The organism is Streptomyces sp. NPDC050564, assembly GCF_044457265.1.
Classification (GTDB): domain Bacteria; phylum Actinomycetota; class Actinomycetes; order Streptomycetales; family Streptomycetaceae; genus Streptomyces.
Map to the genome: position 1 here is coordinate 83495 of NZ_JBITGS010000021.1, position 26605 is coordinate 110099.

General features: G+C 70.1%; 24 protein-coding genes, 1 tRNA gene and 1 pseudogene. 9 read left to right on the forward strand and 17 right to left on the reverse strand.

Annotated features, from left to right (window positions below):
* Positions 1–337 precede the first annotated feature (337 nt).
* Positions 338–1630, forward strand: coding sequence for a class I SAM-dependent methyltransferase (locus ACIBK0_RS30490; RefSeq protein ID WP_399086995.1), 1293 nt, complete (start codon positions 338–340; stop codon positions 1628–1630).
* 83 nt (positions 1631–1713) lie between these two features.
* Here the strand turns inward: ACIBK0_RS30490 and ACIBK0_RS30495 are convergent, their stop codons facing one another.
* Both ACIBK0_RS30495 and ACIBK0_RS30500 read right to left on the reverse strand, forming a co-directional pair.
* Positions 1714–4245, reverse strand: a complete 2532-nt coding sequence (locus tag ACIBK0_RS30495; RefSeq protein ID WP_399086997.1) for an ABC transporter permease — start codon at positions 4243–4245, stop codon at positions 1714–1716.
* A gap of 99 nt (positions 4246–4344) precedes the next feature.
* Positions 4345–5115 (reverse strand): ABC transporter ATP-binding protein, encoded by a 771-nt coding sequence (locus ACIBK0_RS30500; protein WP_399086999.1) that lies wholly within the window; start codon positions 5113–5115, stop codon positions 4345–4347.
* 427 nt (positions 5116–5542) lie between these two features.
* On the opposite strand from ACIBK0_RS30500, the gene ACIBK0_RS30505 reads away from it, so the two are divergent.
* From ACIBK0_RS30505 to ACIBK0_RS30520, 4 genes are all read left to right on the forward strand, one after another.
* Positions 5543–5625: transfer RNA gene (locus tag ACIBK0_RS30505), tRNA-Leu, on the forward strand.
* A gap of 416 nt (positions 5626–6041) precedes the next feature.
* A complete protein-coding gene (locus ACIBK0_RS30510; RefSeq protein ID WP_399087001.1) occupies positions 6042–6740 on the forward strand; it encodes an SDR family oxidoreductase in 699 nt (232 codons plus the stop codon).
* 173 nt (positions 6741–6913) lie between these two features.
* On the forward strand, positions 6914–8089 hold the full coding sequence (locus ACIBK0_RS30515) for a 4-hydroxybenzoate 3-monooxygenase (RefSeq protein WP_399087003.1): 1176 nt from the start codon (positions 6914–6916) through the stop codon (positions 8087–8089).
* Between the two features lie 200 nt (positions 8090–8289).
* The gene (locus tag ACIBK0_RS30520) at positions 8290–9192 is read left to right on the forward strand and encodes a Bax inhibitor-1/YccA family protein (RefSeq protein WP_399087005.1); all 903 of its coding nucleotides are present in this window, start codon (positions 8290–8292) and stop codon (positions 9190–9192) included.
* 141 nt (positions 9193–9333) lie between these two features.
* Here ACIBK0_RS30520 and ACIBK0_RS30525 read toward each other — a convergent pair whose 3' ends face one another.
* The gene (locus tag ACIBK0_RS30525) at positions 9334–9564 is read right to left on the reverse strand and encodes a DUF4287 domain-containing protein (protein ID WP_033323288.1); all 231 of its coding nucleotides are present in this window, start codon (positions 9562–9564) and stop codon (positions 9334–9336) included.
* Positions 9565–9668: 104 nt separating this feature from the next.
* On the opposite strand from ACIBK0_RS30525, the gene ACIBK0_RS30530 reads away from it, so the two are divergent.
* A complete protein-coding gene (locus ACIBK0_RS30530; protein WP_399087008.1) occupies positions 9669–9980 on the forward strand; it encodes a hypothetical protein in 312 nt (103 codons plus the stop codon).
* 169 nt (positions 9981–10149) lie between these two features.
* Here ACIBK0_RS30530 and ACIBK0_RS30535 read toward each other — a convergent pair whose 3' ends face one another.
* The 3 genes from ACIBK0_RS30535 to ACIBK0_RS30545 form a co-directional block, all read right to left on the reverse strand.
* Entirely contained in the window at positions 10150–10932 is a 783-nt protein-coding gene (locus ACIBK0_RS30535) for a hypothetical protein (RefSeq protein WP_399087009.1), read from the reverse strand.
* Positions 10933–11217: 285 nt separating this feature from the next.
* Positions 11218–12438, reverse strand: a complete 1221-nt coding sequence (locus ACIBK0_RS30540) for an acetyl-CoA C-acetyltransferase (protein ID WP_399087011.1) — start codon at positions 12436–12438, stop codon at positions 11218–11220.
* 306 nt (positions 12439–12744) lie between these two features.
* Positions 12745–13764 (reverse strand): SGNH/GDSL hydrolase family protein, encoded by a 1020-nt coding sequence (locus ACIBK0_RS30545; protein WP_399087013.1) that lies wholly within the window; start codon positions 13762–13764, stop codon positions 12745–12747.
* A gap of 143 nt (positions 13765–13907) precedes the next feature.
* Here ACIBK0_RS30545 and ACIBK0_RS30550 point away from each other — a divergent pair, with 143 nt between their 5' ends.
* The gene (locus ACIBK0_RS30550; RefSeq protein ID WP_399087015.1) at positions 13908–15302 is read left to right on the forward strand and encodes a cystathionine beta-synthase; all 1395 of its coding nucleotides are present in this window, start codon (positions 13908–13910) and stop codon (positions 15300–15302) included.
* Positions 15303–15721: 419 nt separating this feature from the next.
* On the opposite strand, the gene ACIBK0_RS30555 is transcribed toward ACIBK0_RS30550, so the two are convergent.
* From ACIBK0_RS30555 to ACIBK0_RS30585, 7 genes and pseudogenes are all read right to left on the reverse strand, one after another.
* The gene (locus ACIBK0_RS30555) at positions 15722–16159 is read right to left on the reverse strand and encodes a hypothetical protein (RefSeq protein WP_399087017.1); all 438 of its coding nucleotides are present in this window, start codon (positions 16157–16159) and stop codon (positions 15722–15724) included.
* A gap of 10 nt (positions 16160–16169) precedes the next feature.
* A complete protein-coding gene (locus ACIBK0_RS30560; RefSeq protein ID WP_399087019.1) occupies positions 16170–17783 on the reverse strand; it encodes a SulP family inorganic anion transporter in 1614 nt (537 codons plus the stop codon).
* A 410-nt stretch (positions 17784–18193) separates the two neighbouring features.
* Entirely contained in the window at positions 18194–18886 is a 693-nt protein-coding gene (locus ACIBK0_RS30565; RefSeq protein WP_399087021.1) for a carbonic anhydrase, read from the reverse strand.
* A 103-nt stretch (positions 18887–18989) separates the two neighbouring features.
* A pseudogene (locus tag ACIBK0_RS30570) lies at positions 18990–19364 on the reverse strand (cytosine permease); the annotation flags it as partial.
* Positions 19365–19591: 227 nt separating this feature from the next.
* Entirely contained in the window at positions 19592–19885 is a 294-nt protein-coding gene (locus ACIBK0_RS30575; protein WP_399087023.1) for a hypothetical protein, read from the reverse strand.
* 147 nt (positions 19886–20032) lie between these two features.
* Positions 20033–20533, reverse strand: coding sequence for a cysteine dioxygenase (locus ACIBK0_RS30580; RefSeq protein ID WP_399087025.1), 501 nt, complete (start codon positions 20531–20533; stop codon positions 20033–20035).
* Positions 20534–20573: 40 nt separating this feature from the next.
* Positions 20574–21464 (reverse strand): amidohydrolase, encoded by an 891-nt coding sequence (locus tag ACIBK0_RS30585; protein ID WP_399087027.1) that lies wholly within the window; start codon positions 21462–21464, stop codon positions 20574–20576.
* Positions 21465–21630: 166 nt separating this feature from the next.
* On the opposite strand from ACIBK0_RS30585, the gene ACIBK0_RS30590 reads away from it, so the two are divergent.
* Complete coding sequence (locus tag ACIBK0_RS30590) at positions 21631–22635, forward strand: LacI family DNA-binding transcriptional regulator (protein ID WP_399087029.1); 1005 nt, start codon at positions 21631–21633, stop codon at positions 22633–22635.
* 127 nt (positions 22636–22762) lie between these two features.
* On the forward strand, positions 22763–23113 hold the full coding sequence (locus ACIBK0_RS30595) for a DUF1330 domain-containing protein (protein WP_399087031.1): 351 nt from the start codon (positions 22763–22765) through the stop codon (positions 23111–23113).
* 91 nt (positions 23114–23204) lie between these two features.
* Here the strand turns inward: ACIBK0_RS30595 and ACIBK0_RS30600 are convergent, their stop codons facing one another.
* The 4 genes from ACIBK0_RS30600 to ACIBK0_RS30615 are packed head-to-tail and all read right to left on the reverse strand — an operon-like array spanning position 23205 to position 26495.
* Entirely contained in the window at positions 23205–24137 is a 933-nt protein-coding gene (locus tag ACIBK0_RS30600) for an ABC transporter substrate-binding protein (RefSeq protein ID WP_399087033.1), read from the reverse strand.
* Between the two features lie 14 nt (positions 24138–24151).
* Positions 24152–24823 (reverse strand): ABC transporter permease, encoded by a 672-nt coding sequence (locus tag ACIBK0_RS30605; protein ID WP_399087190.1) that lies wholly within the window; start codon positions 24821–24823, stop codon positions 24152–24154.
* Positions 24823–25464, reverse strand: coding sequence for an ABC transporter permease (locus ACIBK0_RS30610; RefSeq protein WP_399087035.1), 642 nt, complete (start codon positions 25462–25464; stop codon positions 24823–24825). The genes ACIBK0_RS30605 and ACIBK0_RS30610 overlap by 1 nt, the downstream gene beginning before the upstream one ends.
* The gene (locus tag ACIBK0_RS30615; protein ID WP_399087037.1) at positions 25461–26495 is read right to left on the reverse strand and encodes an ABC transporter ATP-binding protein; all 1035 of its coding nucleotides are present in this window, start codon (positions 26493–26495) and stop codon (positions 25461–25463) included. Before ACIBK0_RS30615 ends, ACIBK0_RS30610 begins: the two co-directional genes overlap by 4 nt.
* Positions 26496–26605 lie beyond the last annotated feature (110 nt).

Sequence of the window (26605 nt, forward strand, 5' to 3'; positions counted from 1 at the left end):
CTGAACGCCCCGAAGGGGCCGTCCGCCATCCGTGGTGCGGGCGGCCCCTTCGGCGTCCCCCCGGAGGAGTGGTTCCTTTGTCGCGGCCCGGCGGGGGCTGATCGCACAGTTCCCCGCGCTCCTGTGAGGGGCGCGGGGAACTGCCCAGTCTTTCAGGGGGGTCTGGAGGGCGGAGCCCCCCGGATATGGGAATGGGCAGGGGTGGCGGGGGCGAAAAACGCGTGGCGGCTACAACTATTTTGCTCAGCTGTAACGCGGAAGGGGGACTGCGCAGCAGGCCGGTTGGTGTTTACGTGGTGTTGGAGCGTTCGGGAGTGTTGTCTCGGAGGTGTACGCCATGCAGGACGCCGCGCTGCGGCTGAAGAGCCTTGTCGAACAGTTGCTGGGGGTCCCGCTCCCGTTGCGCATCCGCGCCTGGGACGGCTCGGAAGCAGGCCCCCCCAGCGCCCCCGCCCTCGTGGTGCGCAACCGAAGGGCCCTGCGCCGTCTGCTGTGGAAGCCCGGCGAGTTGGGGCTCGCCCGGGCCTGGGTCGCCGGAGACCTCGGGGTGGAGGGCGACCTGTACACCGCCCTGGACCTGATGTCCGGGCTGGTGTGGGATCGGGGCGAGGACGCCAGGGGAGTCGGGGAGGCGCTGCGCGACCCCGAGGTGCGCGCCGCCGTACGGGGGCTGGTGAAGATGGCCGGGCCTCCGCTGCCGCCCGCCCCGCCCCGCGAGGAGGTCCGCAGACGCAGCCACCTGCACACCAAGCGCAGCGACAAGCGAGCCATCAGCCACCACTACGACGTGGGGAACGACTTCTACGAGATCGTCCTCGGGTCCTCCATGGTCTACTCGTGCGCCTACTGGGAGAACGGCGGCACGCTTGAGGAGGCCCAGCACGACAAGCTCGAACTCATCGCGCGCAAGCTCGATCTGAAGCCCGGACAGCGGCTGCTCGACGTCGGCTGCGGCTGGGGTTCGATGGCCATCCACGCCGCCCGCGAGCACGGCGTGAGTGTCGTCGGGGTGACCCTGTCGCAGGAACAGGCCGCGTACGCCCGCAAGCGGGTCGCCGACGAGGGGCTGACCGACAAGGTCGAGATCCGCGTCCAGGACTACCGGGACGTCGCCGACGGACCCTACGACGCCATCTCCTCCATCGGGATGGCCGAACACGTCGGCGCCGAGCGCTACTTGGAGTACGCCGAGGTGTTGTACCAACTCCTCAAGCCCGGCGGGCGGTTGCTCAACCATCAGATCGCGCGGCCGCCGCGGCGCGACGAATCGGCATACTCCGTGGACGAGTTCATCGACGCGTACGTCTTCCCGGACGGCGAGCTCGCGCCCATCGGGACGACCGTGACACAGCTGGAGCGTGCCGGGTTCGAGGTGCGCGACGTCGAGTCCATCCGCGAGCACTATGCGCTCACCCTGCGCCGCTGGGTCGCCAACCTGGAGGCTCAGTGGGCGCGGGCCGTCAAGCTCACCAGCCCCCCGCGGGCCCGCGTGTGGCGGCTGTACATGGCGGCCAGCGCGGTCGCCTTCGAGCGCAACCGCATCGGCGTCAACCAGGTACTGGCGGTCAGGACACCGGAGGCCTCCGGTGCCTCCGGGATGCCGCTGCGCGCGCGTACCTGGGGGGCGTGACCGTACGCGGGAGAGTCCTCCCTACGAGAAAGGGGCCCCGTTCCGTCCGGAAAGGGGCCCCTTTCTCGTACCGCCCGGACGGGCTACTCCGACTTGATCGCCGTCAGCATGTTCAGACGAGCCGCCCGCCGGGCCGGCCACAGCGCCGCCAGGACGCCGACCGTCGCCGCCAGGAGGAGGAAGATCCCCATCCGGGCCCAGGGCAGGACCAGTTCGTACGTCGCCATCTTGCTGCCCAGCAGCTCACCGGCCGCCCAGCCGAAGAAGACGCCCAGGCCGATGCCGAGGACACCGCCGAAGAGCGAGATGACCAGGGACTCCAGGCGGACCATGCGCTTGATGCCCTTGCGGTCGAGGCCGACCGCGCGCAGCATCCCGATCTCCTGCGAGCGCTCGAAGACCGACATGGCGAGGGTGTTGATGACGCCGAGGACGGCGACGATGACCGCCATGGCGAGCAGGCCGTAGAGCATGTTCAGCATCAGCGTGAACATCTGCGCGATGCCGTCGGAGATGTCCTGCTTGTCCTGGACCTTGATGGCCGGGTTGTCGCCGAGGGCCTTCTCCAGCTTGTTCTTGGCCGCGTCCGACGTGCCGTTCGACGTCTTCAGCATGACCTGCATGTCGGAGGCGGTGTCGGTCCGGTGTGGCGACAGCGTCGCGTTGTCCACGATGATGCCGTGGATCATCTCGTTGCCCTCGTAGACACCGGCGACCGACAGCTTCCCCTTCTTCCCGTCCTCGTACGAGACCGTGAAGTCCGAACCGGCCTTCCAGCCGTGCGACTTGGCGGTGTCCTGGTCGACGACGATCCGCTCACCGCCGACCTCGAAGGAGCCGTCGCTGATCGTCAGGTCGGTGAGCTTGGTGATGGCCGCACCGTTGACGCCGGTCAGGAACTCGGTCTGCCGGTCGATGCGTGAGGGCGCGTCGCGCAGGGAGCTGATGTCCGTGACCCCGTCGACCCCGGCGAGCTTCTTCTCGACGTCCGGCGAGAGGGAGTTGCCGTTCGCCATGGAGACGACGTAGTCCGCCTTGAGCGCGGAGCTGGCCATCTTGTCGATCGACTTCTGCAGGCTGCCCGCCATCACCGTCATGCCGGTGATCAGGGTGAGGCCGATCATCAGGGCGGAGGCGGTGGCGGCCGTACGGCGCGGGTTGCGGACCGAGTTCTGGCGGGCCAGCTTGCCGGAGACCCCGAAGACGCGGAGCACCGGGGCCGCCGCAGCGATCAGCGGGCGGGACAGCAGCGGGGTGAGGACGAAGACGCCGATGATCAGCAGGACCGCGCCGAAGCCCATCGGGGCCTGGCCGTCCGAGCCGTCCATGGTCGTCGCGTAGAGGACCACGGCGACGCCGGCGGCGGCGAACAGGGCCCCGATCGTGTTCCGCAGGACCAGGGACTTCGTCGTCGCCTTCGCGTGCACGCTGCTCATCGCGGCGACCGGCGGGATCTTCGCGGCGCGGCGGCCCGGCAGCCACGCGGCCAGCATCGTGATGAGGATGCCGACGAGCAGGGCCGTCGCGACCGTACCCGGCGAGATGACCAGCGGTCCGTCCGGCACGGTGGCGCCGAGCGTGCCCATCAGGGAGCGCATCCCGGCCCCGATGCCGATGCCCGCGGCCAGACCCGCGACCGCCGCGACCGCGCCGACCACGAACGCCTCGACGAGGACGGACCGGGTGACCTGCTTGCGGGAGGCGCCTACGGCGCGCAGCAGGGCCAGTTCCTTGGTGCGCTGAGCGACCAGCATGGTGAAGGTGTTGGCGATGATGAACGTGCCGACGAAGAGCGCGATGCCGGCGAAGACCAGCAGGCCCGTCTTCATGCCGCTCATCGCGGAGGAGATCTGCTCGGCCTGGTCGTCGGCGAGCCGCTGCCCGGTGGTGGTGGAGGCGACGTCCTTCGGTACGACGTCGTCGAGGGCGTTGCGCAGCGCGGTCTGGCTCGTGCCGGGCGCCGCCTTCACGTCGATCTCGTCGTACGAGCCGACCGAGTGGAAGAGCTTCTGCGCGGTCGCCGTGTCGAACAGGGCGAGGCTGCCGCCCGCGGCCACGTTTCCGTCGTCGGTGGTGAAGATGCCGGTGACAGTGGGCGTGAGGACGGGCCCGTCGACGGACAGCCGTACGGTGTCGCCGACCTTGTAGCCCGCGCGCTTCGCGGTCTCCGAGTCGATCGCCACCTCGCCCGTCCCCTTGGGCGCGTGACCGCTCGTCAGCGGATACCGGGGGTCCTTGGCCCCCCAGTAGTTCCCGCCCTGCGACTGGAAGCCGCCGCCGATCAGCTTGCCGTCCTTGTCGGCGATGGCGGTGAAGCCGTTCACGACGCCGATGGCGGAGGCGGCGCCCGGGACCTCGGCGGCCTTGTCGAGCAGCGGCTGCGTGAGCTTCGCCGTCCTGCCGACGGTGTCGCCCTCGTCTGCCCGGCTCTCCGGCTGGATGGCGACGTCGACCTGGTCGAAGCCCTTGGCGGAGCTCTTCTGGTAGGCGTCCGAGATGGTGTTGGTGAAGACCAGGGTCCCCGACACGAACGCCACGCCGAGCATCACGGCGAGCACGGTCATCAGGAGCCTGGCCTTGTGCGCGAATACATTGCGCAAGGCGGTACGGAACATGGGTTTCTCAGTCCAGGAGGGTTGCGTCGACGGGTGGGCGCGGGCGATCGGGCCCCGGTCGGCCGTTGCGGGACGGGGGCTGGGACCGGGACCGGTGGGTCAGCTCGTGCGGCCCTTGCCGTCGAACTGCTTCATGCGGTCCAGGACGGAGTCCGCGGTCGGCTCGTACACCTCGTCGACGATCCGCCCGTCCGCGAGGAAGACGACACGGTCCGCGTAGGCCGCCGCCACCGGGTCGTGGGTCACCATCACCACGGTCTGCCCCAACTCCCGTACGGAGTTGCGCAGGAAGCCCAGCACCTCCGCGCCGGAGCGGGAGTCGAGGTTTCCGGTCGGCTCGTCGCCGAAGATGATGTCCGGGCGGGAGGCGAGGGCGCGGGCCACGGCGACGCGCTGCTGCTGGCCGCCGGAGAGCTGGGAGGGGCGGTGGCCGAGACGGTCGGCGAGACCGATCATCTTGATGACCGTGTCCAGCCACGCCTTGTCCGCCTTGCGGCCCGCGATGTCCATGGGAAGCGTGATGTTCTCCAGGGCCGTCAGGGTCGGCAGCAGGTTGAACGCCTGGAAGATGAAGCCGATCTTGTCCCGGCGGAGCTTGGTGAGCTGCTTGTCCTTGAGGGAGCCCAGCTCGGTCTCCCCGATGCGTACGGAGCCGCTGCTGAAGGTGTCCAGGCCCGCCACGCAGTGCATCAGCGTGGACTTGCCCGACCCGGAAGGGCCCATGATCGCGGTGAACTCGGCCTGACGGAAGTCGACGGTGACCCGGTCGAGGGCGACCACCTGGGTCTCGCCCTGTCCGTAGACCTTCGACAGTTCCGTGGCACGGGCTGCCACAGCGGTGGTTCGGCCGGCGAGGGGAGTGGTGGTCACGGGAGGGTGCTCCTGTCGGGACGACGACGTTTCTGGGGGACGTGTCCCATCGTCGGTTGCGATCCGCGACATGTAGTCAGCCGCTGTTCCGGTTCCGGGGGCAGCCTGCGGTCGGACCGGGAGCGGTCGTGTCATACCTGGGGATGACAGGACTCCCCTGAGCGGTCTCCGGGTAGGGCCACGGCACCCGCGGGGGCGACCTCGTGGAGGTCGCACCTTCCAACGGTGCGTTCGGAGGGTGAAATTCCGTCATTCCGCAGACGCCGCCCCGGAGCGTCCGAAAGGCTGTTGGCAAGTGCGGATGGCCCGTACCGAGGGCTGATGCACCCTCAGGCGTCAATAAAATAAGACAACATCGGGCCGCCCGTCCGCTGTTCGAGGGATGCGCCCCGATAGGCTCGGAACCTCGATGCGGAGCCCATGGCCTGCCCGGATGGTGGAATGCAGACACGGCGAGCTTAAACCTCGCTGCCCCTCGCGGGCGTACCGGTTCAAGTCCGGTTCCGGGCACTTCCCGCACCTGCAACGCAGGCACGGGCCACAGTCGGAGTACTCCGAACGTGGCCCGCTGGTTGCATTTCTGGTTGCTGTCGCCCTCCCCGGAGGGCGTCCCCTCGCGTCCCCTCCCCTGGTTCGCGGCGTCCCTCGTCGACTTGCGCGGCATGCGCGCACGGCTTGGTGACGGACAGCCCTGCCACGTTCTCACCGGACGGCCACGGGCACGTCCGGCACGTGCGGCTCGGCCATCGAGCGCGCGAAGAGGTATCGACGGCAGGTGCCGTCAGGTGCCGTCAGGTGCCGTCAGGTGCCGTCAGGTGCCGTCAGGCGTCCTCAGGCGTCCTCAGGCGTCGGGTGGAGCAGTCGCTGTCCGGGGCCTAGCGTCGGAAGGAAGGAGTCCTCCACATCCACTCGCAGGGAGGATGATCATGGACATCAAGGGTTCGGTAGCCCTGGTCACGGGAGCCAACCGCGGCATCGGGCTGGCCTTCGCCCAGGCACTGCTCGCTCACGGCGCCGCCAAGGTCTACGCCGGCGCCCGGGAGCCGGAGACCGTCCGGGGCCCCGGACTTGTTCCGCTGCGACTGGATGTCACCGACGAGGAGCAGGTCGCCGCAGCCGCACAGGCCGCCGACGATGTCGGCATCGTCGTCAACAACGCCGGGGTCGCCGGTGGCCCGTCCCTCCTCGAGGGGTCATTCGACGGTGCCCGGCGCGAGATGGAGGTCAACTACTTCGGCACCTGGGCCGTCTCGCGTGCGTTCGCGCCCGTGTTGGCGGCCAATGGCGGCGGAGCGCTGGTCAACATGCTGTCCGTGGCGTCGTGGGTGGCCAACAGGCGGCTTCCGAGCTACGCGGCCTCCAAGTCCGCCCAGTGGTCGCTGACGAACGCCTTCCGACTGGCGCTGCGGGAGCAGGGCACGCTGGTGGTCGGCGTGCATGCCGGCTACGTCGACACCGACTTGGCGGCGGAGATCGACTCTCCGAAGATCCTCGCGTCCGACGTGGCCGAGAAGACGATGGCGGCGCTGCTCGATGACGAACCCGAAGTGCTGGTCGACGAGACCACCCGCCAGGTACGCGCGGCGCTCTCGGGGGAACTGGAGGCGCTGTACGCCGACCGGTGACCGCCCCGACCCGCCGCCGTCCTGACCTCCGAGCGGGCCGGTGACACAGATCCCGGTGACAGAGGACTTCGCCGTCGACCGTTGACAGCACGCGCATGCGGTCGGACACTCCCTTAAGAAAATGGTGAAAAAAATTTCACTGGACGAACAGAGGAACGCGAAGGGGCGTGCCGATGCGTACCACCGTCGGGATCATCGGGGCCGGGCCGGCCGGGTTGCTGCTGGCGCGGTTGCTGCACAACGCGGGGATCGAGTCCGTGGTGCTGGAGAGCCGGGACCGGGCGTATGTGGAGCAGCGGCAGCGGGCCGGGATCCTGGAGCAGGGGACCGTGGATGTGCTGCGGGCCGCCGGGGCCGCGGAGCGGATGGACCGGGAAGGGTTGCGGCACGACGGGATCGAGCTGCGGTTCGCGGGCAAGCGGCACCGCGTCGACTTTCCCGCGCTCACCGGCGGGCGTTCCGTGATGGTGTACGCGCAGACCGAGGTGTGCAAGGACCTGATAGCCCTGCAGCTCAAGGAGGGCGGCCCGCTGCTCTTCGGGGCCGAGGCGCTCGCCGTGGAGGACGCCGAGAGCGCGCGTCCGCGGGTCCGGTTCTCGTACGAGGGGCGCGAGGACGTACTCGAGTGCGACTACGTCGTCGGGTGCGACGGATTCTGGGGCGTCGCCCGGAAGGCCGTGCCGGCCGAGCTCTCTCGTGTCTTCGAACGGACGTACCCCTTCGGCTGGCTCGGCATCCTCGCCGATGTCCCGCCCTCGCACGACGAGCTGGTCTACGCCCGCCACGACCGCGGCTTCGCCCTGCTCAGCATGCGCTCGCCCGCCGTCTCCCGGCTCTACCTCCAGGTACCGCAGGGCACGGACGCCCAGGCGTGGAGCGACGAGGAGATCTGGGACGAACTGGAGCGGCGCTTCGCGACGGACGACGACTGGCGGCTCGAGCGTGGGCCCATCACCTCCAAGTCCGTCACCCCGATGCGCAGTTACGTCCACGAGCCCATGCGGCACGGGCGGGTCTTCCTCGCCGGGGACGCGGCGCACATCGTGCCGCCGACCGGCGCGAAGGGGCTCAACCTCGCCGTCGGCGACGTAGTCACCTTCGCGCGGGCACTGGCGTACGAGAAGGAGACCGGTTCGAGCGAGCTGCTCGACCTCTACTCCGAGACCTGTCTGCGCCGTGTCTGGCAGGCCGAGCGGTTCTCGTACGACATGACGACCCTGCTGCACAGCGACCCTGAGGCGACTCCCTTCGAGGACCGCATCCAGCTGGCCCGCCTGGAGCGGGTCGCGAACACACGGGCGGCCGAGACCGACCTCGCGGAGGGCTACACGGGCTTTCCCCTGGAGTAACCGGAATAAGAGGGGGTCGGGGTGGATTGAGAGGGCACACGTGGTGGTGTCACGGCTTCGTACCAGTGCGGGCAGGGCGTGGGACACACGCGTACCGTGGCACCACAAGGGAAAGATCCTCCCCAAGCAGTAGGGTCAATCCTTTGCTTACCCATTACTCTTGAGCCCAAGGCCACGCAGGGTGGCCATGGAGGAGTGAAATGAGGAGCAGTAACCCGGTCTTCTCGCGACGGGGGTTCAGCCGCGACAGCGGCTACGCGGGCTTCAACGCGGCGCCGCAGGCCGGGGGACCCGCTGTCGGCACCCAGGGCAATCCGTACGCCCAGGGCAACCCGTACGCCCAGCAGGGCGGCAACCCCTACGCGCAGAACCCGTACGCCCAGCAGGACCTGCAGCACGGCGCTCCGCCGCAGGCCCCGGTCACCACCACCGGCCGTATGACGATGGACGACGTCGTCATGCGCTCGGCCATGACGCTCGGCACCGTCACCGTCGGCGCCATCCTGGCCTGGGCGCTGCTGCCGGTGTCGTCCACCAGCTACGGCCTGGCCATCGGCTCCGCCCTGGTCGCCTTCGTGCTGGCCATGGTGCAGTCCTTCAAGCGCACGGCCTCGCCCGCGCTGATCCTCGGTTACGCCGCCTTCGAGGGCGTCTTCCTCGGGGTCATCAGCGAGATGTACAACAGCCGGTGGTCGGGCGCGCCCTTCCAGGCTGTCCTGGGCACCATGGCGGTCGCCGGCGCCACCCTCCTCGTCTACAAGGCGGGCTGGATCCGGGTGACCGCGCGGTACGCGCGCATCGGCATGGCCATCGCCATCGCCTTCATCGTTGTCATGGCGGTGAACCTGCTGCTGGTCGCCTTCGGTGTCGCCGGGGACGGCGGACTGCGCAGCATGGGCCCGCTCGGCGCGATCGTCGGCATCCTGGCGATCCTGATCGGCGCGTTCTTCCTGACCCTCGACTTCAAGCAGATCGAGGACGGCATCGCCTACGGCGCGCCGAAGGAGGAGGCCTGGCTGGCCGCGTTCGGCCTGACCCTGACCCTCGTGTGGATCTACGTCGAGATGCTGCGCCTGGTCGCCATCTTCAGCGGCGACGACTAGAACGACGGAACAGGCCGGTCATGACCGGTAGTGCGTACCTGGTACGTGCCGTCAGCAGGTGACCGAAGGGCCCGTGAACCAGTGGTTCGCGGGCCCTTCGCTGTTCTGTCGTCGGATGCCTGTCGTCTCGGTGGTGCGCGCTCAGAGCAGTTTGCGCGCGGCCCTCCTCAGGTCGTACTCGTGAATGATCGCCTTGGCGTGGCCGTACGCGAGATTGTGTTCGGCGCGGAGCCAGCTGACCTTCTCCTCGAAGCGGAAGAGAGCGGGGCCTTCGTCGACGGTGCGAAGCCAGTCGGAGACTTCACGACCGGTGCAGTGGGGGATGCGGGCGAGCATATTGCGATGGGTCTCCTCGGAGAAGACTTGGGACATCGGCGCCTCCGGACGCAAAGGGGATGTAAGCCGGTCCTTCACGCCACCGTGCCTGAGGGTTGGGTTGTTGGCAACAGTCCTGCTGCGACGCGTACGCTCGCCGCGTGCTTGATACGACGCCTTTGACCCGTGCCGTGGATCACTTCGCCGACCGGTTGAGGGCCGCGCCACAGAGCAGGCTGCAGCGGGGGGCCGCCGCCGAGGCACTGGGGCTGGCCAGGGAGTTGGCGCGCCGCGCCCAGCGTCTGGAGGATCCTTCGGGCGAGCCCCGCGAGATGCCCGACGCGGGGATGTTCGCGGCGGCGGATCAGATCACTGTCGCCGCGCACGACTTGGCGGTCGCACTGAAAGATGAGGGGGAGTTGGCGCAGGCGGTGACCCTCGTGGCGGAGGCACAGAAACGCGCCGGAGTCTGAATCGACTCCGACGCGGGCGCTCCGCTGGGTGGTGCGGAAAACTGCGGGCGGTTCTTTCGGCTGCGGGCCTGTTGTGGCTGGTTCGGCTGCGGATCCGTTGTGGCTGGTCGCGCCCACGCGGCGGAGCCGCACAGTGTCACGGCCCCGCGCCCCGGACGGGGCGCTCCTCCTACAGCGACGCTATGACGCGGTCCGCCAGGATGTACACGTTCTCCTCGCCGCACGCGAAGGTCAGGGCGTAGGCGCCCGAGACGCCGGAGCCGCCGAGCAGGACCGGGGTCTCGCCGGCGCGCAGGGCCGCGGCCAGCTGCTCCGCGGTCTCGCGGTGGCCCGGCGTCATGCACAGGGTCGTACCGTCCGCGAAGACGTAGACGTCGAGGGTGCCGAGGGGGCCGGGTCGGACGTCCGCCAGCTCCGTGCCGGACTCGGCGAGTTCCTCCAGGCAGGCCACCGTGCGCTCATGGTCGTTCACGACGGGCGACTGGACCGGGACGAAGTCGGGGTGCGAGGGGTGGCGGCGGCGGGCCGCGGCGAGTTCGGGGGAGTCCCCGGCGAACTCCTCGGCGTCCAGGCCGGCCTCCGTCACCGGCTCCAGGGGCTCCAGGCCCACGAAGTCCGACGGGCGCGACAGGAACAGGTCGCTGTCGGGCAGCCCGAGCAGCGAGGGCATGTCCGTGGCGTCGCGCGCCTCCTGGGCGGCCCAGAACGCCCGGGCCTCGGCGAGCTCCCGCTCCCGCTCCTCGGCGAGTGCCTCGGCGACGGCAGCGCGTATCTCGTCCGTGTCCGCGGCCGTGCGGGCCGCGGGCACGAGGCCGCGCGCGGCGCCGACGCGGCTCTCGGCGAGTTCGGTGTGCAGGGCCGCGACCTGCCGGCGCAGCCCCTGCAAGGTGCGCAGAACGGCGACGCCCACGGCCGCGGTGGCGGCGGTGGTGAGCAGCAAAGCAATTGGCATGGCGCTCACTGACGTACTCCCGGTTCCAAAGTCGACCCCCCGACTTCCTACATCAGCTTGAAGGGCGGACTACCGAGCTGTCAGTGCGTAACGTCACGAAAGGGACAGGACTTTGGCCCTGATGTTTAGTCGCGCAGTGCCTCTGAGCTGCGTAAACACCCCTCCCGAGGGACATAGGTCACATCTTGGGGGGGATTGGATCACGAATCGGCCCAGAGTCCCGGTGTTACGGGGCTCTGAGCCGATTCGGTGACGCTGGGTTCAACTGCGGTTACCCGTCCGGGACTAGCTGAGGCGCTCGATGACCATCGCCATGCCCTGGCCGCCGCCGACGCACATCGTCTCCAGGCCGAACTGCTTGTCGTGGAACTGGAGGCTGTTGATGAGCGTGCCGGTGATGCGGGCGCCGGTCATGCCGAAGGGGTGGCCGACGGCGATGGCGCCGCCGTTCACGTTCAGCTTGTCCAGCGGGATGTTCAGGTCGCGGTAGCTCGGGATCACCTGGGCGGCGAACGCCTCGTTGATCTCGAACAGGTCGATGTCGTCGACGGTCAGGCCGGCGCGCTGGAGGGCCTGCTTGCTGGCCTCCACCGGGCCGAGGCCCATGATCTCGGGGGAGAGGCCGGTGACGCCGGTCGAGACGATGCGGGCGAGCGGGGTGAGGCCCAGCTCGCGGGCCTTGGTGTCGCTCATGATGACGAGCGCGGCGGCGCCGTCGTTGAGCGGGCAGCAGTTGGCGGCCGTGACCAGGCCGTCAGGGCGGAAGACGGGCTTGAGGCCCTGCACGCCCTCCAGGGTGACGCCGGCGCGCGGGCCGTCGTCCTTGCTGACGACCGTGCCGTCGGGGGTGGTGATCGGGGTGATCTCGCGCTCCCAGAAGCCGTTCTTGATGGCTTCCTCGGCGAGGTTCTGCGAGCGGACGCCGAACTCGTCCATGTCCTGGCGGGTGACGCCCTTCAGACGGGCCAGGTTCTCGGCGGTCTGGCCCATCGCGATGTACGCGTCCGGGATCAGGCCGTCCTCGCGAGGGTCGTGCCAGGTCGAGCCCTCGGTCTGCGCGACGGCTTCGGTGCGGGCCTCGGCCTCGGCGAAGAGGGGGTTGTGGGTGTCCGGAAGCCCGTCGGAGGTGCCCTTGACGGACCGCGACACCATCTCCACACCCGCCGAGATGAAGACGTCGCCCTCGCCCGCCTTGATGGCGTGCAAGGCCATGCGGGAGGTCTGGAGGGAGGAGGAACAGTAACGGGTGATGGTGCACCCCGGGAGGTGGTCCATGCCCATCTGTACGGCCACGATGCGGCCGAGGTTGTGGCCCTGCTCGCCACCGGGGAGGCCGCAGCCGAGCATCAGGTCGCCGATGTCCTTCGGGTCCAGCTCAGGGACCTTGGCGAGGGCGGCCTGGATGATCGTGGCGGTCAGGTCGTCGGGGCGTACGTCCTTCAGAGAGCCCTTGAAGGCGCGGCCGATCGGGGAGCGGGCGGCTGAGACGATCACGGCTTCGGGCATCACGGCTCCATTGGCGTACGGGGGGAATCGCTGGGCTGAGTGGGAAGTTACCCGTACGTACCCGCGAGGTCACCGCTATCGGTGTGTGACTCCGGCCGCACTTTTCTAAGCGCTTGCTTTTCTCTGGCGGGGGCGCCATTGAGGGGTGGGGGTGGCGGGGGTGTGGTTTTCGCCCCCTCTGCCCCTACCCGTCCCGTTCCTTGAGGGCTCCGCCCCCAAACCCCCTGGGTTGTTTCTTCGGCCGCGGGTGGGTGGGGGCTTGTCGCGCAGTTCCCCGCGCCCCTGAAAGGCGCGGGGAACCCCGCGTCACGGGGAAGGAGCCGGAGCCGGGTCGGTGGCCGGGAGGCGGCGCCGCCGACGGCGCTTGAGGAGGGCCCAGGGGCCGCGCGGGCCCGTGGGCATGGCGGCGGTGACCTCGGTGCCGGGCTCCGACGCGGCCTCGGCGGCCGCCCGGGCGACCGGCAGGAAGCCCTCGTGACGCGAGACGTCCGGGCGCTCCTCCTCCGCCGGCCAGAGGCCCAGCGCCGCGCAGACCGTCGGGAGCACCGCCATCGCCGCCGTGGCATACCCCTCCGCCGAGGGGTGGTAGTTGTCGGGCCCGAAGAGTTCGCGAGGGTTCGCCTCGAACTCGGGGCCCAGCAGGTCGCCCAGCGACACCGTGCGGCCCCCCTGCTCGACCGTCCCGATCGTCTGCGCGGCGGCCAGCTGGCGGGACGCCCGCCGCGCCAGCCACCGCAACGGCTGCTGGACCTGCTCGACCGTGCCCAGGTCGGGGCAGGTGCCGACCACCACCTCCGCACCGGCGGTGCGCAACCGCCGTACCGCCGAGGACAGATGACGCACCGAGCGCGTCGGCGGCATCCGGTGCGTCACATCGTTCGCGCCGACCATGATCACGCAGATGTCGGGTACCCGCGAGGTGTCCGCGAGGGCGAGTGCCACCTGGCGGTCCAGGTCGTCCGACTGGGCCCCGGGCAGTGCCACGTTGCACAGCTCCACCGGCCGTTCGGCCACCGCGGCGAGTCCGGAAGCCAGCAGTGCACCCGGCGTCTGGCGGGCCCGGTGCACACCCTGGCCCGCGGCCGTGGAGTCGCCGAGCATGGTCAGGCGGAGCGGTGGCGCGTCAGGACCCGTGTACGCGTAGCCGTACAGGCCGTCCGCGCGGGGCGCGTGACTGTGTCCGTTGCCCACATGGCGTTTCGCCAGCTGCACCTCCGCCAGCACCAGACCGACGGCGGCCGCCCCGACCAGGCCGATACCGCCGCCGCCGTACGCCGCGCCCGCCGCGATGCGCCGGGCCACCCTCGCTCTCGACAAGCTCGACATCCGTCGCCGCCACCTCCTCGTAGCCGTACAACCACTGCTTGCCCCGTCGACCAGGTCGGCCAATCTCAACGGCGCGTGAACGGTCCTTCAGGGCCTTAGGCTGACGGAACCATTCCTTTTGAAACGCAGCTCCGGAGACAACGGTGCAATTCCACGACTCGATGATCAGTCTCGTCGGCAACACCCCGCTGGTGAGGCTCAACAACGTGACCGCGGGCATCCAGGCGACCGTCCTGGCGAAGGTTGAGTACTTCAACCCCGGCGGCTCCGTGAAGGACCGCATCGCCCTGCGCATGATCGAGGCCGCGGAGGAGAGCGGCGCCCTCAAGCCGGGGGGCACGATCGTCGAGCCGACCAGCGGAAACACCGGCGTCGGGCTGGCCATCGTGGCGCAGCAGAAGGGGTACAAGTGCATCTTCGTGTGCCCCGACAAGGTGAGCACCGACAAGATCAATGTGCTGCGCGCGTACGGCGCCGAGGTCGTCGTCTGCCCGACCGCCGTCGACCCCGAGCACCCGGACTCGTACTACAACGTCTCCGACCGGCTGGTCCGCGAGACGCCCGGCGCCTGGAAGCCCGACCAGTACTCCAACCCCAACAACCCCCTTTCGCACTATCACTCCACCGGCCCCGAGCTGTGGGAGCAGACGGAGGGGAAGATCACCCACTTCGTGGCAGGTGTGGGGACCGGCGGGACCATCTCCGGCACCGGGCGATACCTGAAGGACGCCAGTGACGGCAAGGTCCAGGTCATCGGCGCCGACCCCGAGGGGTCGGTGTACTCCGGCGGCTCCGGGCGGCCGTATCTCGTCGAGGGCGTCGGCGAGGACTTCTGGCCGACCGCGTACGACCGGACCGTCGCCGACGAGATCGTCGCCGTGTCCGACAAGGACTCCTTCCAGATGACGCGGCGGCTCGCGAAGGAAGAGGGGCTGCTGGTCGGCGGCTCCTGCGGCATGGCCGTCGTCGCGGCGCTGCGGGTCGCGGAGCGGCTGGGCCCGGACGACGTCGTGGTCGTCCTGCTCCCCGACAGCGGGCGCGGCTACCTGAGCAAGATCTTCAACGACGAGTGGATGGCCGACTACGGGTTCCTGGAGGACTCCGGCCCGAGCGCGCGCGTCGCCGACGTACTCAACGACAAGGCGCCCGGCGTCATCCCCTCCCTTGTCCACATGCACCCGGACGAGACCGTCGGCCAGGCCATCGAGGTGCTGCGCGAGTACGGCGTCTCGCAGATGCCGATCGTCAAGCCGGGCGCCGGGCACCCGGACGTGATGGCCGCCGAGGTCGTCGGGTCCGTCGTCGAGCGCGAGCTGCTCGACGCGCTGTTCACCAAGAGGGCCTCCCTGGAGGACCCGCTGGAGAAGCACATGTCGGCGCCGCTGCCGCAGGTCGGCTCCGGCGAGCCGGTCGGCGACCTGATGTCCGTGCTCGGCAGCGCCGACGCCGCGATCGTCCTCGTCGAGGGCAAGCCCACCGGCGTCGTCAGCCGCCAGGACCTGCTGTCCTTCCTCGCCAAGGGTGGCGCCAAGCAGTAGGGATACGCCGGGAGACAGGAAGAAATCTCCTGAACTACTGCCATGGACAGGGATCTTCCGGCCGTTTCGGCGGGGAACTTCGCGGAAGTGGTACGAGCGCGTCACGTCCGCGCAGCACACGCTTAACACGGGTCCGGCACATTAGTGGGTGTCGGCAGGGCGGTGGGGGTACCTCCCAGGCGTCAAGCACTGGGGGAGGCTCCCTGCCCCGGCCGACACCGAAAACGGCGCCAAGGACCTCCGGAGCGGCTCCCGGACCTCCATGACGCCAAGGACGCGCAAGCCCGGCCCTGACCCGGCCCGCGTCCCTCGCGGGGACCGCCGTCGTCCCGCCCCCCGGTAACGGGGGTGCGGCGGTCCCCGCGCACCACGTGGAAAGGGCCCGGCACCTGTGAAGGTGCCGGGCCCTTTCGCGTGTCCTACTCTTCCCAGTCCGAGCCGGGCGACCGGTCCTTGCGGCGGCCGAAGAAGTTCGGGGACTGCCGCGCGGCCTGCACCACGTTGACCCCGACGATGCCGCCCCAGGCGACCAGCAGGCCGGGCAGGTGCGCGACACCGCCGCCGATCGCGGACAGCGGGATCGCGAGGACGAGCGAGACGATCCCGAAGCCGAAACGCTCGCCGAAGGAGTCGGACGACTGGGGTGACCGCGAACCCCGGGCCACCACCATCTGCTGCTCGGCGAGATGGCGCCGTACCCGGCGGTCGACCGCGCCGTCGAGGCGCTGCTCTACCTTCTCCAGGAACGAGTCGACCAGCGCGGACTCGTACTCGTCGCCCAGCTCCTTGCGCGCGTGCAGGGTGGCGTCGAGTTCCTTCTTCAGTTCGGCGTCGCCGCGGGCTTCCATACCGGTCATGGTGCTTACGTTAGGGAACCGAGGCCCCCGAGGCACTGGGGATAGCCCCCCTGTTGGAACTGGGCTGCGCCCCCGACGGCAGCACCCCGAGAGACTCCAGGACCTTGCGGTGACCCCGTTCGACTCCGGTGATGCGGACCTCGATGCCCCGGCCCCGCAGATCCCCCACCGCGTCCTTCAGCGCCAGCGCGCCGGTAGCGTCGACCGCCGTCAGCCCCGACATCCGCAGGTCGACCGCCGACACCCCGTGCACCTCCGCGAGGCTGCGCCGGAAACGGTGCGCCGCGGCGAACAGCAGGGGCCCGTCGAAGCGGTACGTGACCTCGGCGCACCCCGGCCCCTCGTCGTCGGCGGCGGGGGTGAGCCGGCTGCCCCGTACCGCCGCGCGCAGGGCGAGCAGCACGGACACCGCTAGGCCCAGCAGTACCGCCCGCACCAGGTCGAGGGCGAGCGTCGCGAACGCGGTGAGTGCCAGCACGAGGGCGTCCCCGCGGGTGGCGCGCGCCATCGCCCGTACGGCGTTCGTCTCCACCATCCGTACGGCGGTGGCCAGCAGCACCCCTGCCAGCGCGGCCAGCGGGATCCGTGCCACCAGCGGGGCCGCCGCCGCGACGATCCCGGCGAGGATCACCGCGTGCGTGAGCGCGGCGAGACGGGAGGCCGCGCCGGTACGGACGTTCACCGCAGTGCGCGCGATCGCTCCCGTCGCCGGTACGCCGCCGAACAGCGGGGCCGCGAGGTTGGCGATGCCCTGGCCGAAGAGTTCCTTGCCGGGGTCGTGGCGCTCACCCGGGCGCATGCCGTCCGCAACGGAGGCGGAGAGGAGTGACTCCAGGGCGGCGAGGGCCGCGACCGCGGCGGCGGGCGTGAGGAGGGACGGCACGCGGGAGGCGTCGAAGAAGGCGAGGGAGGGGGCGGGCAGGGAGGCGGGCAGACTGCCGATCCGGGTCACCTGCAGCCCGAGCCCCTCCGCGACGAGGGTCGCGGCGGCCACGGCGACGAGGGAGAACGGCACTCCGGGCCACCGGCGGGCGCCTGCCAGCATCACTGCCGCCGACCCCAGCGACAGTGCGAGCGCCGCCCACTGCGGGGCCCGCCCGAACTCCTCCGCCGCCCGCGTCGCCACCGCGGCGATCTGGTCGCCGCCCGGCACGGGCACACCCAGCGCCGACGGCACCTGCTGCAACGCGATCACACACGCGATGCCAACGGTGAATCCCGCGATCACGGGAGCGGGCACGTACGCCATCGCGGCCCCCGCCCGCGCGAACGCGAGCGCCAGCAGCATCACTCCGGCGATCAGCCCGACGGTCAGCACCCCGTCGGCGCCGTACTCGTGCACGATCGGCACGAGCACGACGGTCATCGCCCCCGTGGGTCCACTGACTTGTCTCGCCGATCCGCCGAACAGCGCGGCCAGCGCCCCCGCGACGATCGCGGTGGCCAGCCCGGACGCGGCTCCGAGTCCGGAGGTCACCCCGAACCCGAGCGCGAGCGGCAGGGCGACCACGGCGACCGTGAGCCCGCAGAGGAGGTCGCGCCGCGGAGCGCGCGTCATGGAGAGGAAGTCGGCGGGAGCGGGGAGGACGGAGAGGGCCCGGGTGAGGGCGGGGGATTGCTTCATGGCGGGTGTGGCTTCTTCGCGTGGGGAGTGGGTGAGTTGAGGGACACACCGCGCCGACGCCGGAAGCGTCAGCCGCCGGGCTTGGGGTGTGGGCGCGGTTTCCGCGACGGCCAGGGGTTCCGGCGCGGACCGTGGCATGGGCGACGGCTGCCTCTGTGGGGCGGACGTGGCATCCGTCAGCCACCGCTGTGGCTACCGCTGCAGGCGTGGACGCGCAGCCGTGACGGATCGCCACGACAGTGGGTGCGGACGTGGCAGCCACCCCGCTGCCGCTGTGGGCAGTCGTTCTGCGGGGCGATGGGGCCCTCTGCTCGAGCGGACCGAGAGCTCGGGGGAGGGTGGGCACAAGGGCAGCGCCCGGTGCCGTCGGAACAAGGGCTCAGGGCAGCAAGGGCGCCCGTGGTATGGGCTCAGGGCAGCACGGCGACCCGCCCGCTGTCGAGATCGAACCGCGCGGCCGCCACCTCGGCCGGGGCGAACGCCGGGTCCGCCCGGATGGCGTCCCGCACCCACGCCGCATGGGCCCGCACGGTGAGATCGGCCCAGTCACCGGGCAGACCACAGGTCCGCCGAGCCGCAGGCATGATTTCGTCCACCAGCAGCCGGAGATGCCCCGGCACGGGCGCTCCGTCGCGAAGATGCGTGAGCGTCGCCGCGACGGCCCCGCACCGCTCGTGCCCCAGCACGAGCACCAACGGAATGTGCAGCACCTCGACCCCGTACTGGACGGACCCGAGCACCGCCTCGTCCAGCACCTGGCCGGCGGTCCTTATGCAGAGCAGGTCCCCGAGCCCCTGGTCGAAGACCATCTCGGGCGGCACACGGGAGTCGACGCACCCGACGACGACCGCGAACGGATGCTGCTCGGCGGCGAGGACATGCCGCCGCGCGCTCCCTTCGTGCGGATGCAGCGGGCGCCCGGCGGCGTACCGCCGGTTGCCCGTGAGCAGTTCGGCGAGGGCCCCGCGGGCGGTCGTCGGGTGCGGATGCGGATCTAGGTGTCGATGCGGAGATGGATCCGGCGCGGCGGCTGCCGAAGCGGCCGGGGTCGCGGTGAGCGCGGCGGTGGTCGCCGCCAGAAAGGCCCTGCGATTCGAGGGCATGACGCTCCCTCAGGAGTTGTTCGTGTAGCGCTCATTCACAGTACGCACATGAATACTCACCCTGAGTGTCCGTTTAATGACCCTTGGTTGATTCGTCGTCAGATCATCGCCGCGGCGATACCGGCTCTTGATCGGGTACCGGCGGATACGCCGTCCGCTCCGGAATGTGCGCCGTGTTGCGCCGTGCGACCAGCCAGTACAGCAGCGCCGGTACGGCGAGACCCATGATCCACGACACGTCCGCACCGCCCAGCGGCGCCACCAACGGTCCCGTGTAGAAGCTCGTCGCCAGGAAAGGGAGTTGGGCGAGCAGCCCCGCCGCGTACACCCCGAGCGCGTCCCATCGCCACGCTCCGTAGCGGCCGTTGGGGTCGGAGAGGGCAGGGATGTCGTACCGCTCCTTCGAGATCAGGTAGTAGTCGACCAGGTTGATCGCCGACCACGGCGTGAAGAAGGTCAGCAGGAAGAGCAGGAAGTCTGTCAACTGCAATGTCGCCGGAGTGACAGGCTTGCAGTACGGGCATCACTGGCTGTGATACTTCGTCCGCGTCCAGCCACCCGCTGTCGCGGGATGGCAGGGGTCGTTGACTGGGCCCCGCGTCGCCACAACTCCCACGCTCTGGCGAGAACCGCCAGGACAAGGACCGGTCGTCGTAGGCCTGAGCGGCGTCCGCGCGGAACGCAACGGGCTTGGACTCGGCCCGCTTACGGCGCTTCGACCCAGGCTTGCCCAGATTGCCGTGACGAATGTGCGCGCAGGGTCGCGTAGGCGTCGGACGCCTTGCGGATTGCGTGTAACGCGGGCTGAGCCGACAACCCGAACCGAGCTTTCACTTCGTCGTACGCCGCGACCTGTAGCGGCCTCTTGCTGAACACCTGCCGCTCGAACGCCATCGCAGACACCCAGCGCGCTGCGTCGTTGCATCTGTGCAGGGTCGACCTCAGCGCCACCGCCTGCTCGGGGGTGGGCAGGAGCCTCACCTGCACAACGATCTTCATACTTGTAACCGTAACGTCGCTCCGCGTCACGTGGATGCGAACAGAACCCTGATATTTGTCGGGGTGAGGCAGAGGTCGAATGCTGGTTGGGATCTCTCTAGTTCGTCAGTGGTGCTGCTTGGCGTACGCGTCAGTGAGCTGGGCATTTCAGGCGGCCGGAGTGTCCAGCGGCCGCAGCTCGTCGGCGTACGAGACGGAGATCCGGCGCATCAGGCCGTCCTCGGTGATGTCGTACTGGCCGAGCCGCCACAGCGGTGGCGAGTACGCGTGGATCGAGACCGCGTCGTCGGTGGCGCCGGTGAGCCGGTGGATGTGCTCGGGGCCGAAGCAGAACGAATCGCCCGCGCCCACGGTGACGGACAGGTGGCTGCCGCCTATGCGCGGGTTGGATTCGTCCAGTGCGCCCTGGACGACGGCGACCGCGCCGGAGGAGATGTCGTGGTCGTGCCAGCCGGTGTCGTTCTGCCGGGTCCAGCACAGCAGCCAGACATCGACGTACTCGTCGCGGTACAGGGACGCGTAGTGCCGCTCCTCGTCGGAGAAGGCGACCTGTTCGCGCCAGAGGTCGGGGCGGACGGCGAGATCGTCGACGAGTGCCCGGAGCTCGCGCTTGTCGAGCGTGCGGTCCGGCAGGGCCTCGTACGTCATGGATGGCTCCTCTCGTGTCGTGTCGGTCGCGTGGCGTGGCTCAGGCCGGGCCGCGCAGCAGACGGGCGGGGTTGACGGTGCGCAGGGCGTGGACGGCGGCGTCCGCGCCGAGGTCGGGGATGACGGGGGGTGCGTAAGGGCGGTCGCTGCCGCTGACGACCACGTCGATGCCGACGGCCCTCACGAGTGCGTCCACGGCGCGCGTTCCGTAGGACGAGGTCTCGTAGAAGGCGTCGAAGTCGACCTCGCCGCGCCCGCCGCCACGGGCGGCGAACCGCTCGCCGTGCAGCGGGGCCAGGCCCGCGAGGGCGGCGAAACAGACCCGCAGGCGCGGGTGCCGGGCGCGGCCGAAGGCGCGGAAGGCGAACCAGGACGCGTGCATCTGGTGGAGGTAGGGGACCAGGGCGGGCCACCACGGCGGGGCGTCGGGGGTGGGCGGGGCGGCGCCCGGGTGGACGAAGAGAGGTTTGTCGTGGTGGGTGAGGACGTCGAGGAGGGGGGCGCAGCGGTCCCAGCCAGCCGCGTCGAGGAGCGCCGTGGCGGGGAGTTGGAGGCCCGCGCAGCCGCGGTTCAGCTCGCGGGCGACCGCCTCCGGGTCCGGTGCCGTCAGACAGGACGAGGCCCAGACGCCGAAGGGTGCGGGCAGCGCCAGGGCGCCGTCGTGGAAGGCGGTCAGGAGCTCCCCTGCCTCGGTGGGCGGCAGGTATTCGATGCCGAGCGGGCTGGACAGGGAGACCAGAGCCAGGTCGAGGCCGTCGGTGCGGGCCAGCTCGGTGCGGGCCGCGATGTCGTGGTCGGCCGGGTCGACCTCGTAGGGCGGCTCGCCCTCCAGGTGAAGGGTCCAGCCGTCGAGGTACGGCGGCGTGGTGCGGGCGCGCAGCAGCTCGATGAAGGCGGGCGGCCAGATGTGCTGGTGGACGTCGGTGGGCACGCGGCGGTCCTCGGGGCGGGATGGTCTGACTGGTCTGAGCATGGTTAACCGCTTCACTTATACGGTTAACTTAAGCGGTTAACAAGCCCTTCTGTCAACCGTTCGGCCAGGGAGTGGAGGGCGCCGCATGCCCACAATGCGGACGGGGCCCGGTAGGCTTCCCGGCATGGCCAGGCCCAACAAGCGCACCACCCTCCGGGAGGTGGCCGAGGCCACGGGCCTCTCCACCGCCGCCGTCTCCTATGCCCTGCGCGGCAAGCACGTCTCGAAGGAGACCGAGGAGCGGGTACGCAGGGCCGCGGCCGAGCTCGGCTACGAGGCCGACCCCATCGCCCGCGCCCTCGCCAGCGGCCGCACCAGCATGGTCGGCGTTCTCGCGGGCGACCTCCAGGACCTGTGGCAGCAGCAGCTCATGGCCGCCATCGGCCGGGAGCTCCTGGCCGGCGACCGCTTCGCGCTGATCCTGGACGCGGGCGGCGACCCCGACCGCGAGCTGGCCCTCGCCAAGCAGCTGCGCGACCAGCGGGTCGACGCGCTGCTGGTGTCTCCCGTCAACCCCTCGGCGGAGGGCTGGGCCGCGATCGCCGACGCGCTCCCGGTGGTGGCCGTCGGGGACTCGCTGAGCGCCGCCCGCACCGCCGGGCAGGTCATCTTCGACAACAGGGCCGGCATCGACGCCGTACTGGAGTACCTGCACGGCCTCGGCCACCGCCGGGTGACCGTGCTGACACCGACCCGGCCGAGCACGCCGGACCGCCCCGCCGACGTCTATGTCCGTGAGGCCGCCGACCGCCTCGGCCTCCGGGCCGAACTGGTCCCCTGTCCGCAGGAGTTGGGCGAGGCGACCTTGGTGGCGCGGCGCGTCCTGGACGGCGCGCGCCCCGCGACCGCCGTCTTCTGCTTCTCCGACTCCCTCGCATACGGGGTGTACGCGGCCGCGGCCGAGGCCTCCCTCGAAGTCGGCCGCGACGTCTCCGTGGTCGGCTTCGACGACCACCCCGTCTCCCGGGTGCTCACGCCGCCGTTGACCACCGTCGACTGGGGGCTGGCCGAGATCGCCGCGGAGGCGGCTCGACTGACCGTCGCGGCGATCGAGGGGAAGCGGGTGCGCAAGAAGCGGATTCTCTGCGCGCCTCGGATGAGTGAGCGGGGCTCGGCGGTGCGGGTGTAGGGGCCCGCCGGCCTCGGCCAGGGCTTACCCCGGAGGTAATCGACCGCGCTCCCGCGGCACGGCAGGCTTCATGGCAACCGCTCCGGCGCCGCCGGCCACCGGGGTGTCACCCACCGAAGGAGGCCCCATGTCCGCGTACGCCATGGCCAACCTGTTCCCGACCGGCCTGAACGAGGACATCCTGACCTACATCGAACAGATCCAGGACACCTTCGCCGCGTTCGGCGGCCGGTTCCTCGTCCACGGCGCCCGCGCCGAAGTGGTGGAGGGGGAATGGCCGGGGGACATCATCGTCGTCGAGTTCCCCGACATGGACAGCCTCAAGGCGTGGTACGCGTCTCCCGCGTATCGGGAGATCCTGTCGCTGCGCAAAGACCACATCGAGGGCAACTTGTTGTTCGTGGACGGCGTTGCGGCCGACTATGACGGGAGGAAGACAGCGGCGGAGCTCAGGGCCGCGATGGCGCCGGGTCGCTGACTCGTCCCGGCGCCCCCGAAGCCCCACGGTCGTGTCCTCGAAGAAATGCCGGACGGGCTGAAACACCTTGAACCGCCCGACAGTTCGACGCTCACGCCAGCTTCTTCCCCTTCAGCCAAGCGTTCGCGACCTCGTCCGGGTCCTTCTTCTCCTTGTCCACCAGACGGTTGAGCTTGGTGAGTTCCTCGGAGGTGAGGACGTTGCCGAGGGTCGCGAGGGCCTTGCGGACCTTGGCGTCGGCCTTGCGGGAGGCGATGAGGGGGACGATGTGCTGGGAGGGGATCAGGTTGAGCGGGTCGGTGAGGACGACCCAGCCGTTGTCGGCCACGTCCACGTCCGTGGTGAAGACGTTCGCCACGTCGATGTCGCCCTTCTTCAGGGCGCCCTTGACGAGCGGGCCGGAGGAGTCGAGGGACTTGAACTCCTTGAACTCCACGCCGTAGCGGTCATTGAGGCCCACGACGCCGACGACGCGCTTCTTCATCTCGGCCGCGGCGCCGAGGATCAGCTTGCCGTTGGCCTTGCGCAGGTCGGCAAGGGAGGTGAGGCCGTACTTGTCGGCGGTCTCCTTGGTGACGGCGAAGCTGTCGCGGTCCTCGGCGGCGGCGTACGGGAGGACTTCCAGGCCGCCGGGGAGGACGGTGGTCAGCGTGTTCTGCATCGCGCCCGCCTCCGTGTCCGTGGCCTTCTCGTCCAGGTAGAGGAGGAGGCTGCCCTGGTACTCGGGGAGCAGGTCGATGTCGCCGCCCTTGAGCGCGGGGACGACGATCTCGCGCGAGCCGAGGTTGGGGCGGACCTTCGTCTTGACGCCCGCGGCCTCCAGCACGCCCGCGTACAGGTAGCCGAGTATCTGGTTCTCGGTGAAGTTGGCGGTGCCGATGGTCACGCCACCGGCACTCGATCCGGAGCCGCCGCCGTTACCGCTGCCGGAGCCGTCGAGCGAGGTGATGCCGCTGCCGCAGGCGGCGAGGGCGGGGACGGAGGCGGCGGCGAAGAGGCCGCCGAGCAGAGTCCTACGGTTCATGGTTCTTCGGCTCCTCAGTGGGCTGCGGTACGGCGGTGGCGGAACAGGTAGCGCTGGAGTCCGGCCAGCGCCAGGTCGAGTACGACGGCGACGATCGCGACCAGGGCCGCGCCGCCGAGGACCTGGACCAGGTCGCGCTGGGCCAGGCCGTCGAAGACGTACCGGCCCAGCCCGCCGAAGCTGACGTACGCGGCGATCGTGGCGGTGGACACCACCTGGATCAGGGAGAGGCGCAGGCCCGTCATGATCAAGGGGAGGGCCAGCGGGATCTCCACCTGGAACAGGACCTGGTGGCCTCGCATGCCCTGGCCGCGCGCCGCGTCCTTCACCTCGGGGTCCACGGCGCTCATGCCCGCATAGGTGTTGGTGACGATGGCCGGTACGGCGAGGACGACAAGGGCCACATACACCGACCACAGGGACAGGCCGCTGATCAGGAAGACCAGGACCACCAGACCGACGGTGGGGAGCGCGCGGCCGAACGACGAGAGGTTGATGGCCAGGAACGCGCCCTTGCCGGTGTGGCCGATCAGCAGGCCCAGCGGGAGCGCGATGGCGGCGGCTATGAGGGTGGCGAAGAGGGAGTACTCCAGGTGCTCGGCAATGCGGTGCGCTATGCCGTCAGTGCCGGCCCACTGGTCGCCGCTGACCAGCCACTTGCCGAGGTTCTTGAAGAGTTCGTACATCAGGCTCGCCGCCTCGTCCACGGGGTGAGTACGTACTGGATCGCGACCAGCAGCGCGTCCGCGACCAGGGCCAGCAGCAGGGTCAGTACGACACCGGCGATGACCGGTGTCGGGAAGTTGCGCTGGAAGCCGTCGGTGAAGAGCTGGCCGAGGCCGCCGTCGCCGATGTAGGTCGCCACGGAGACCAGGGAGATCGACATGACCGTGGCGATCCGGACGCCCGCCATGATCACCGGGAGGGCGAGGGGGAGTTCGACGGTCAGGAGGGTGCGCAAGGGGCGCGTGCCCATGGCCTTCGCGGCTTCCTTCGTCTTGGCCGGGACCGAGTCGAGGCCCTCGACCGTGTTGCGCAGGAGGACGACCAGGGAGTAGATCGTCAGGCCGATGACCGTGGTGGTGCGGGTCAGGCCGGACACCGGCAGCAGGAGAACGAAGATCGCGATCGACGGGATCGTGAACAGGACGTTCGAGAGGCCGAGGAGGAAGCCGCGCAGGGGGCGGACCCGGTGGGCGACGACGGCCAGGGGGAGGGAGATCAGCAGGCCGAAGAAGACCGCCGAGAGCGCGGCCTGGAGGTGGGAGAGGGTGAGCGTGGTGAGGTCGTCCGTGTGGTCGCCTATCCACGACCAGTCGATGGTCATGCGGGCACGCTCGCTTCCGTGTGGGCGCGGCCCGCGTGCTCGTGGATGTCGTCCCGGGACGAGACACCGGTGAGCGCTCCGGCCGCGTCGACCCGGGCCACCAGGCCGGTGGGCGAGGCGATCGACTCGTTGAGGGCCGCCAGCAGGGAGTCGGTGTCCTTCAGGGGCCGCAGGGGGAGCTCGGCTTCCTTAGACGCCCAGTGCAGCGGCTTGCGGGCCTCGTCCAGTACGAGGGTCCAGGCGCCGCCCTCGGGGGCAGGGCCCTGCGGCAGGTCCGCGAGGGACTTCAGCGAGAGCAGCTTGAGGCCACGCTCGGCGCCGAGGAAGTCCGCCACGAAGTCGTCCGCCGGGTGGGCCAGCAGCTCCGCGGGCGTCGCGCACTGCACCAGATGGCCGCCGGTGCGGAAGATCGCGATCTGGTCGCCGAGCCGGACCGCCTCGTCGATGTCGTGCGTGACGAAGACGATGGTCTTGCTCAGATCCTTCTGGAGCCGCAGCAGCTCGTCCTGGAGCTGGGTGCGCACGACCGGGTCGACGGCACCGAAGGGCTCGTCCATGAGGAGGACGGGCGGGTCGGCGGCGAGCGCGCGGGCGACGCCGACGCGCTGCTGCTGGCCCCCGGAGAGCTGGTGCGGGTACCGCTTGCCCGCGTCGGCGGCGAGACCGACGGTCTCCAGGAGCTCGGCCGCCCTGGCCCGCGCCTTCTTGCGGCCCCAGCCGAGGAGCAGCGGCACGGTGGCGATGTTGTCGAGCACCGTGCGGTGCGGGAAGAGCCCCGACTGCTGGATGACGTAACCGATGGAGCGGCGCAGCTCGGCCGCGTCCTGCTCCAGGACGTCCTTGCCGCCGACGCGGATGGTTCCGGAGGTCGGGTCGACCATCCGGTTGATCATCCGGAGGGTGGTGGTCTTACCGCAACCGGAAGATCCGACGAGGACGGTCACGCCGCCTTCCGGCATCTCCAGGGAGAGGTCGTGGACTGCGGTGGTGCCGTTGGGGAAGCGCTTGTGGACCGTGTCGAACTGGATCATGAGGTGTCCCTTGCCCGGTCTGCATATCGTCATGCAGAGTTCTCTGTACCTGAATAGGTTGTCAACGGTCCCGCGTTAATCGCTCGTTACTTATGACCACCAGGCAAGAT

Coding starts and splice junctions, on each gene's coding strand:
- ACIBK0_RS30490 (WP_399086995.1), top strand. CDS start 338: ATGCAGGACGCCGCGCTGCGGCTGAAGAGCCTTGTCGAACAGTTGCTG.
- ACIBK0_RS30495 (WP_399086997.1), bottom strand. CDS start 4,245: ATGTTCCGTACCGCCTTGCGCAATGTATTCGCGCACAAGGCCAGGCTC.
- ACIBK0_RS30510 (WP_399087001.1), top strand. CDS start 6,042: ATGGACATCAAGGGTTCGGTAGCCCTGGTCACGGGAGCCAACCGCGGC.
- ACIBK0_RS30515 (WP_399087003.1), top strand. CDS start 6,914: ATGCGTACCACCGTCGGGATCATCGGGGCCGGGCCGGCCGGGTTGCTG.
- ACIBK0_RS30520 (WP_399087005.1), top strand. CDS start 8,290: ATGAGGAGCAGTAACCCGGTCTTCTCGCGACGGGGGTTCAGCCGCGAC.
- ACIBK0_RS30525 (WP_033323288.1), bottom strand. CDS start 9,564: ATGTCCCAAGTCTTCTCCGAGGAGACCCATCGCAATATGCTCGCCCGC.
- ACIBK0_RS30535 (WP_399087009.1), bottom strand. CDS start 10,932: ATGCCAATTGCTTTGCTGCTCACCACCGCCGCCACCGCGGCCGTGGGC.
- ACIBK0_RS30540 (WP_399087011.1), bottom strand. CDS start 12,438: ATGCCCGAAGCCGTGATCGTCTCAGCCGCCCGCTCCCCGATCGGCCGC.
- ACIBK0_RS30545 (WP_399087013.1), bottom strand. CDS start 13,764: ATGTCGAGCTTGTCGAGAGCGAGGGTGGCCCGGCGCATCGCGGCGGGC.
- ACIBK0_RS30555 (WP_399087017.1), bottom strand. CDS start 16,159: ATGACCGGTATGGAAGCCCGCGGCGACGCCGAACTGAAGAAGGAACTC.
- ACIBK0_RS30560 (WP_399087019.1), bottom strand. CDS start 17,783: ATGAAGCAATCCCCCGCCCTCACCCGGGCCCTCTCCGTCCTCCCCGCT.
- ACIBK0_RS30565 (WP_399087021.1), bottom strand. CDS start 18,886: ATGCCCTCGAATCGCAGGGCCTTTCTGGCGGCGACCACCGCCGCGCTC.
- ACIBK0_RS30575 (WP_399087023.1), bottom strand. CDS start 19,885: ATGAAGATCGTTGTGCAGGTGAGGCTCCTGCCCACCCCCGAGCAGGCG.
- ACIBK0_RS30580 (WP_399087025.1), bottom strand. CDS start 20,533: ATGACGTACGAGGCCCTGCCGGACCGCACGCTCGACAAGCGCGAGCTC.
- ACIBK0_RS30590 (WP_399087029.1), top strand. CDS start 21,631: ATGGCCAGGCCCAACAAGCGCACCACCCTCCGGGAGGTGGCCGAGGCC.
- ACIBK0_RS30595 (WP_399087031.1), top strand. CDS start 22,763: ATGTCCGCGTACGCCATGGCCAACCTGTTCCCGACCGGCCTGAACGAG.
- ACIBK0_RS30600 (WP_399087033.1), bottom strand. CDS start 24,137: ATGAACCGTAGGACTCTGCTCGGCGGCCTCTTCGCCGCCGCCTCCGTC.
- ACIBK0_RS30605 (WP_399087190.1), bottom strand. CDS start 24,823: ATGTACGAACTCTTCAAGAACCTCGGCAAGTGGCTGGTCAGCGGCGAC.
- ACIBK0_RS30610 (WP_399087035.1), bottom strand. CDS start 25,464: ATGACCATCGACTGGTCGTGGATAGGCGACCACACGGACGACCTCACC.
- ACIBK0_RS30615 (WP_399087037.1), bottom strand. CDS start 26,495: ATGATCCAGTTCGACACGGTCCACAAGCGCTTCCCCAACGGCACCACC.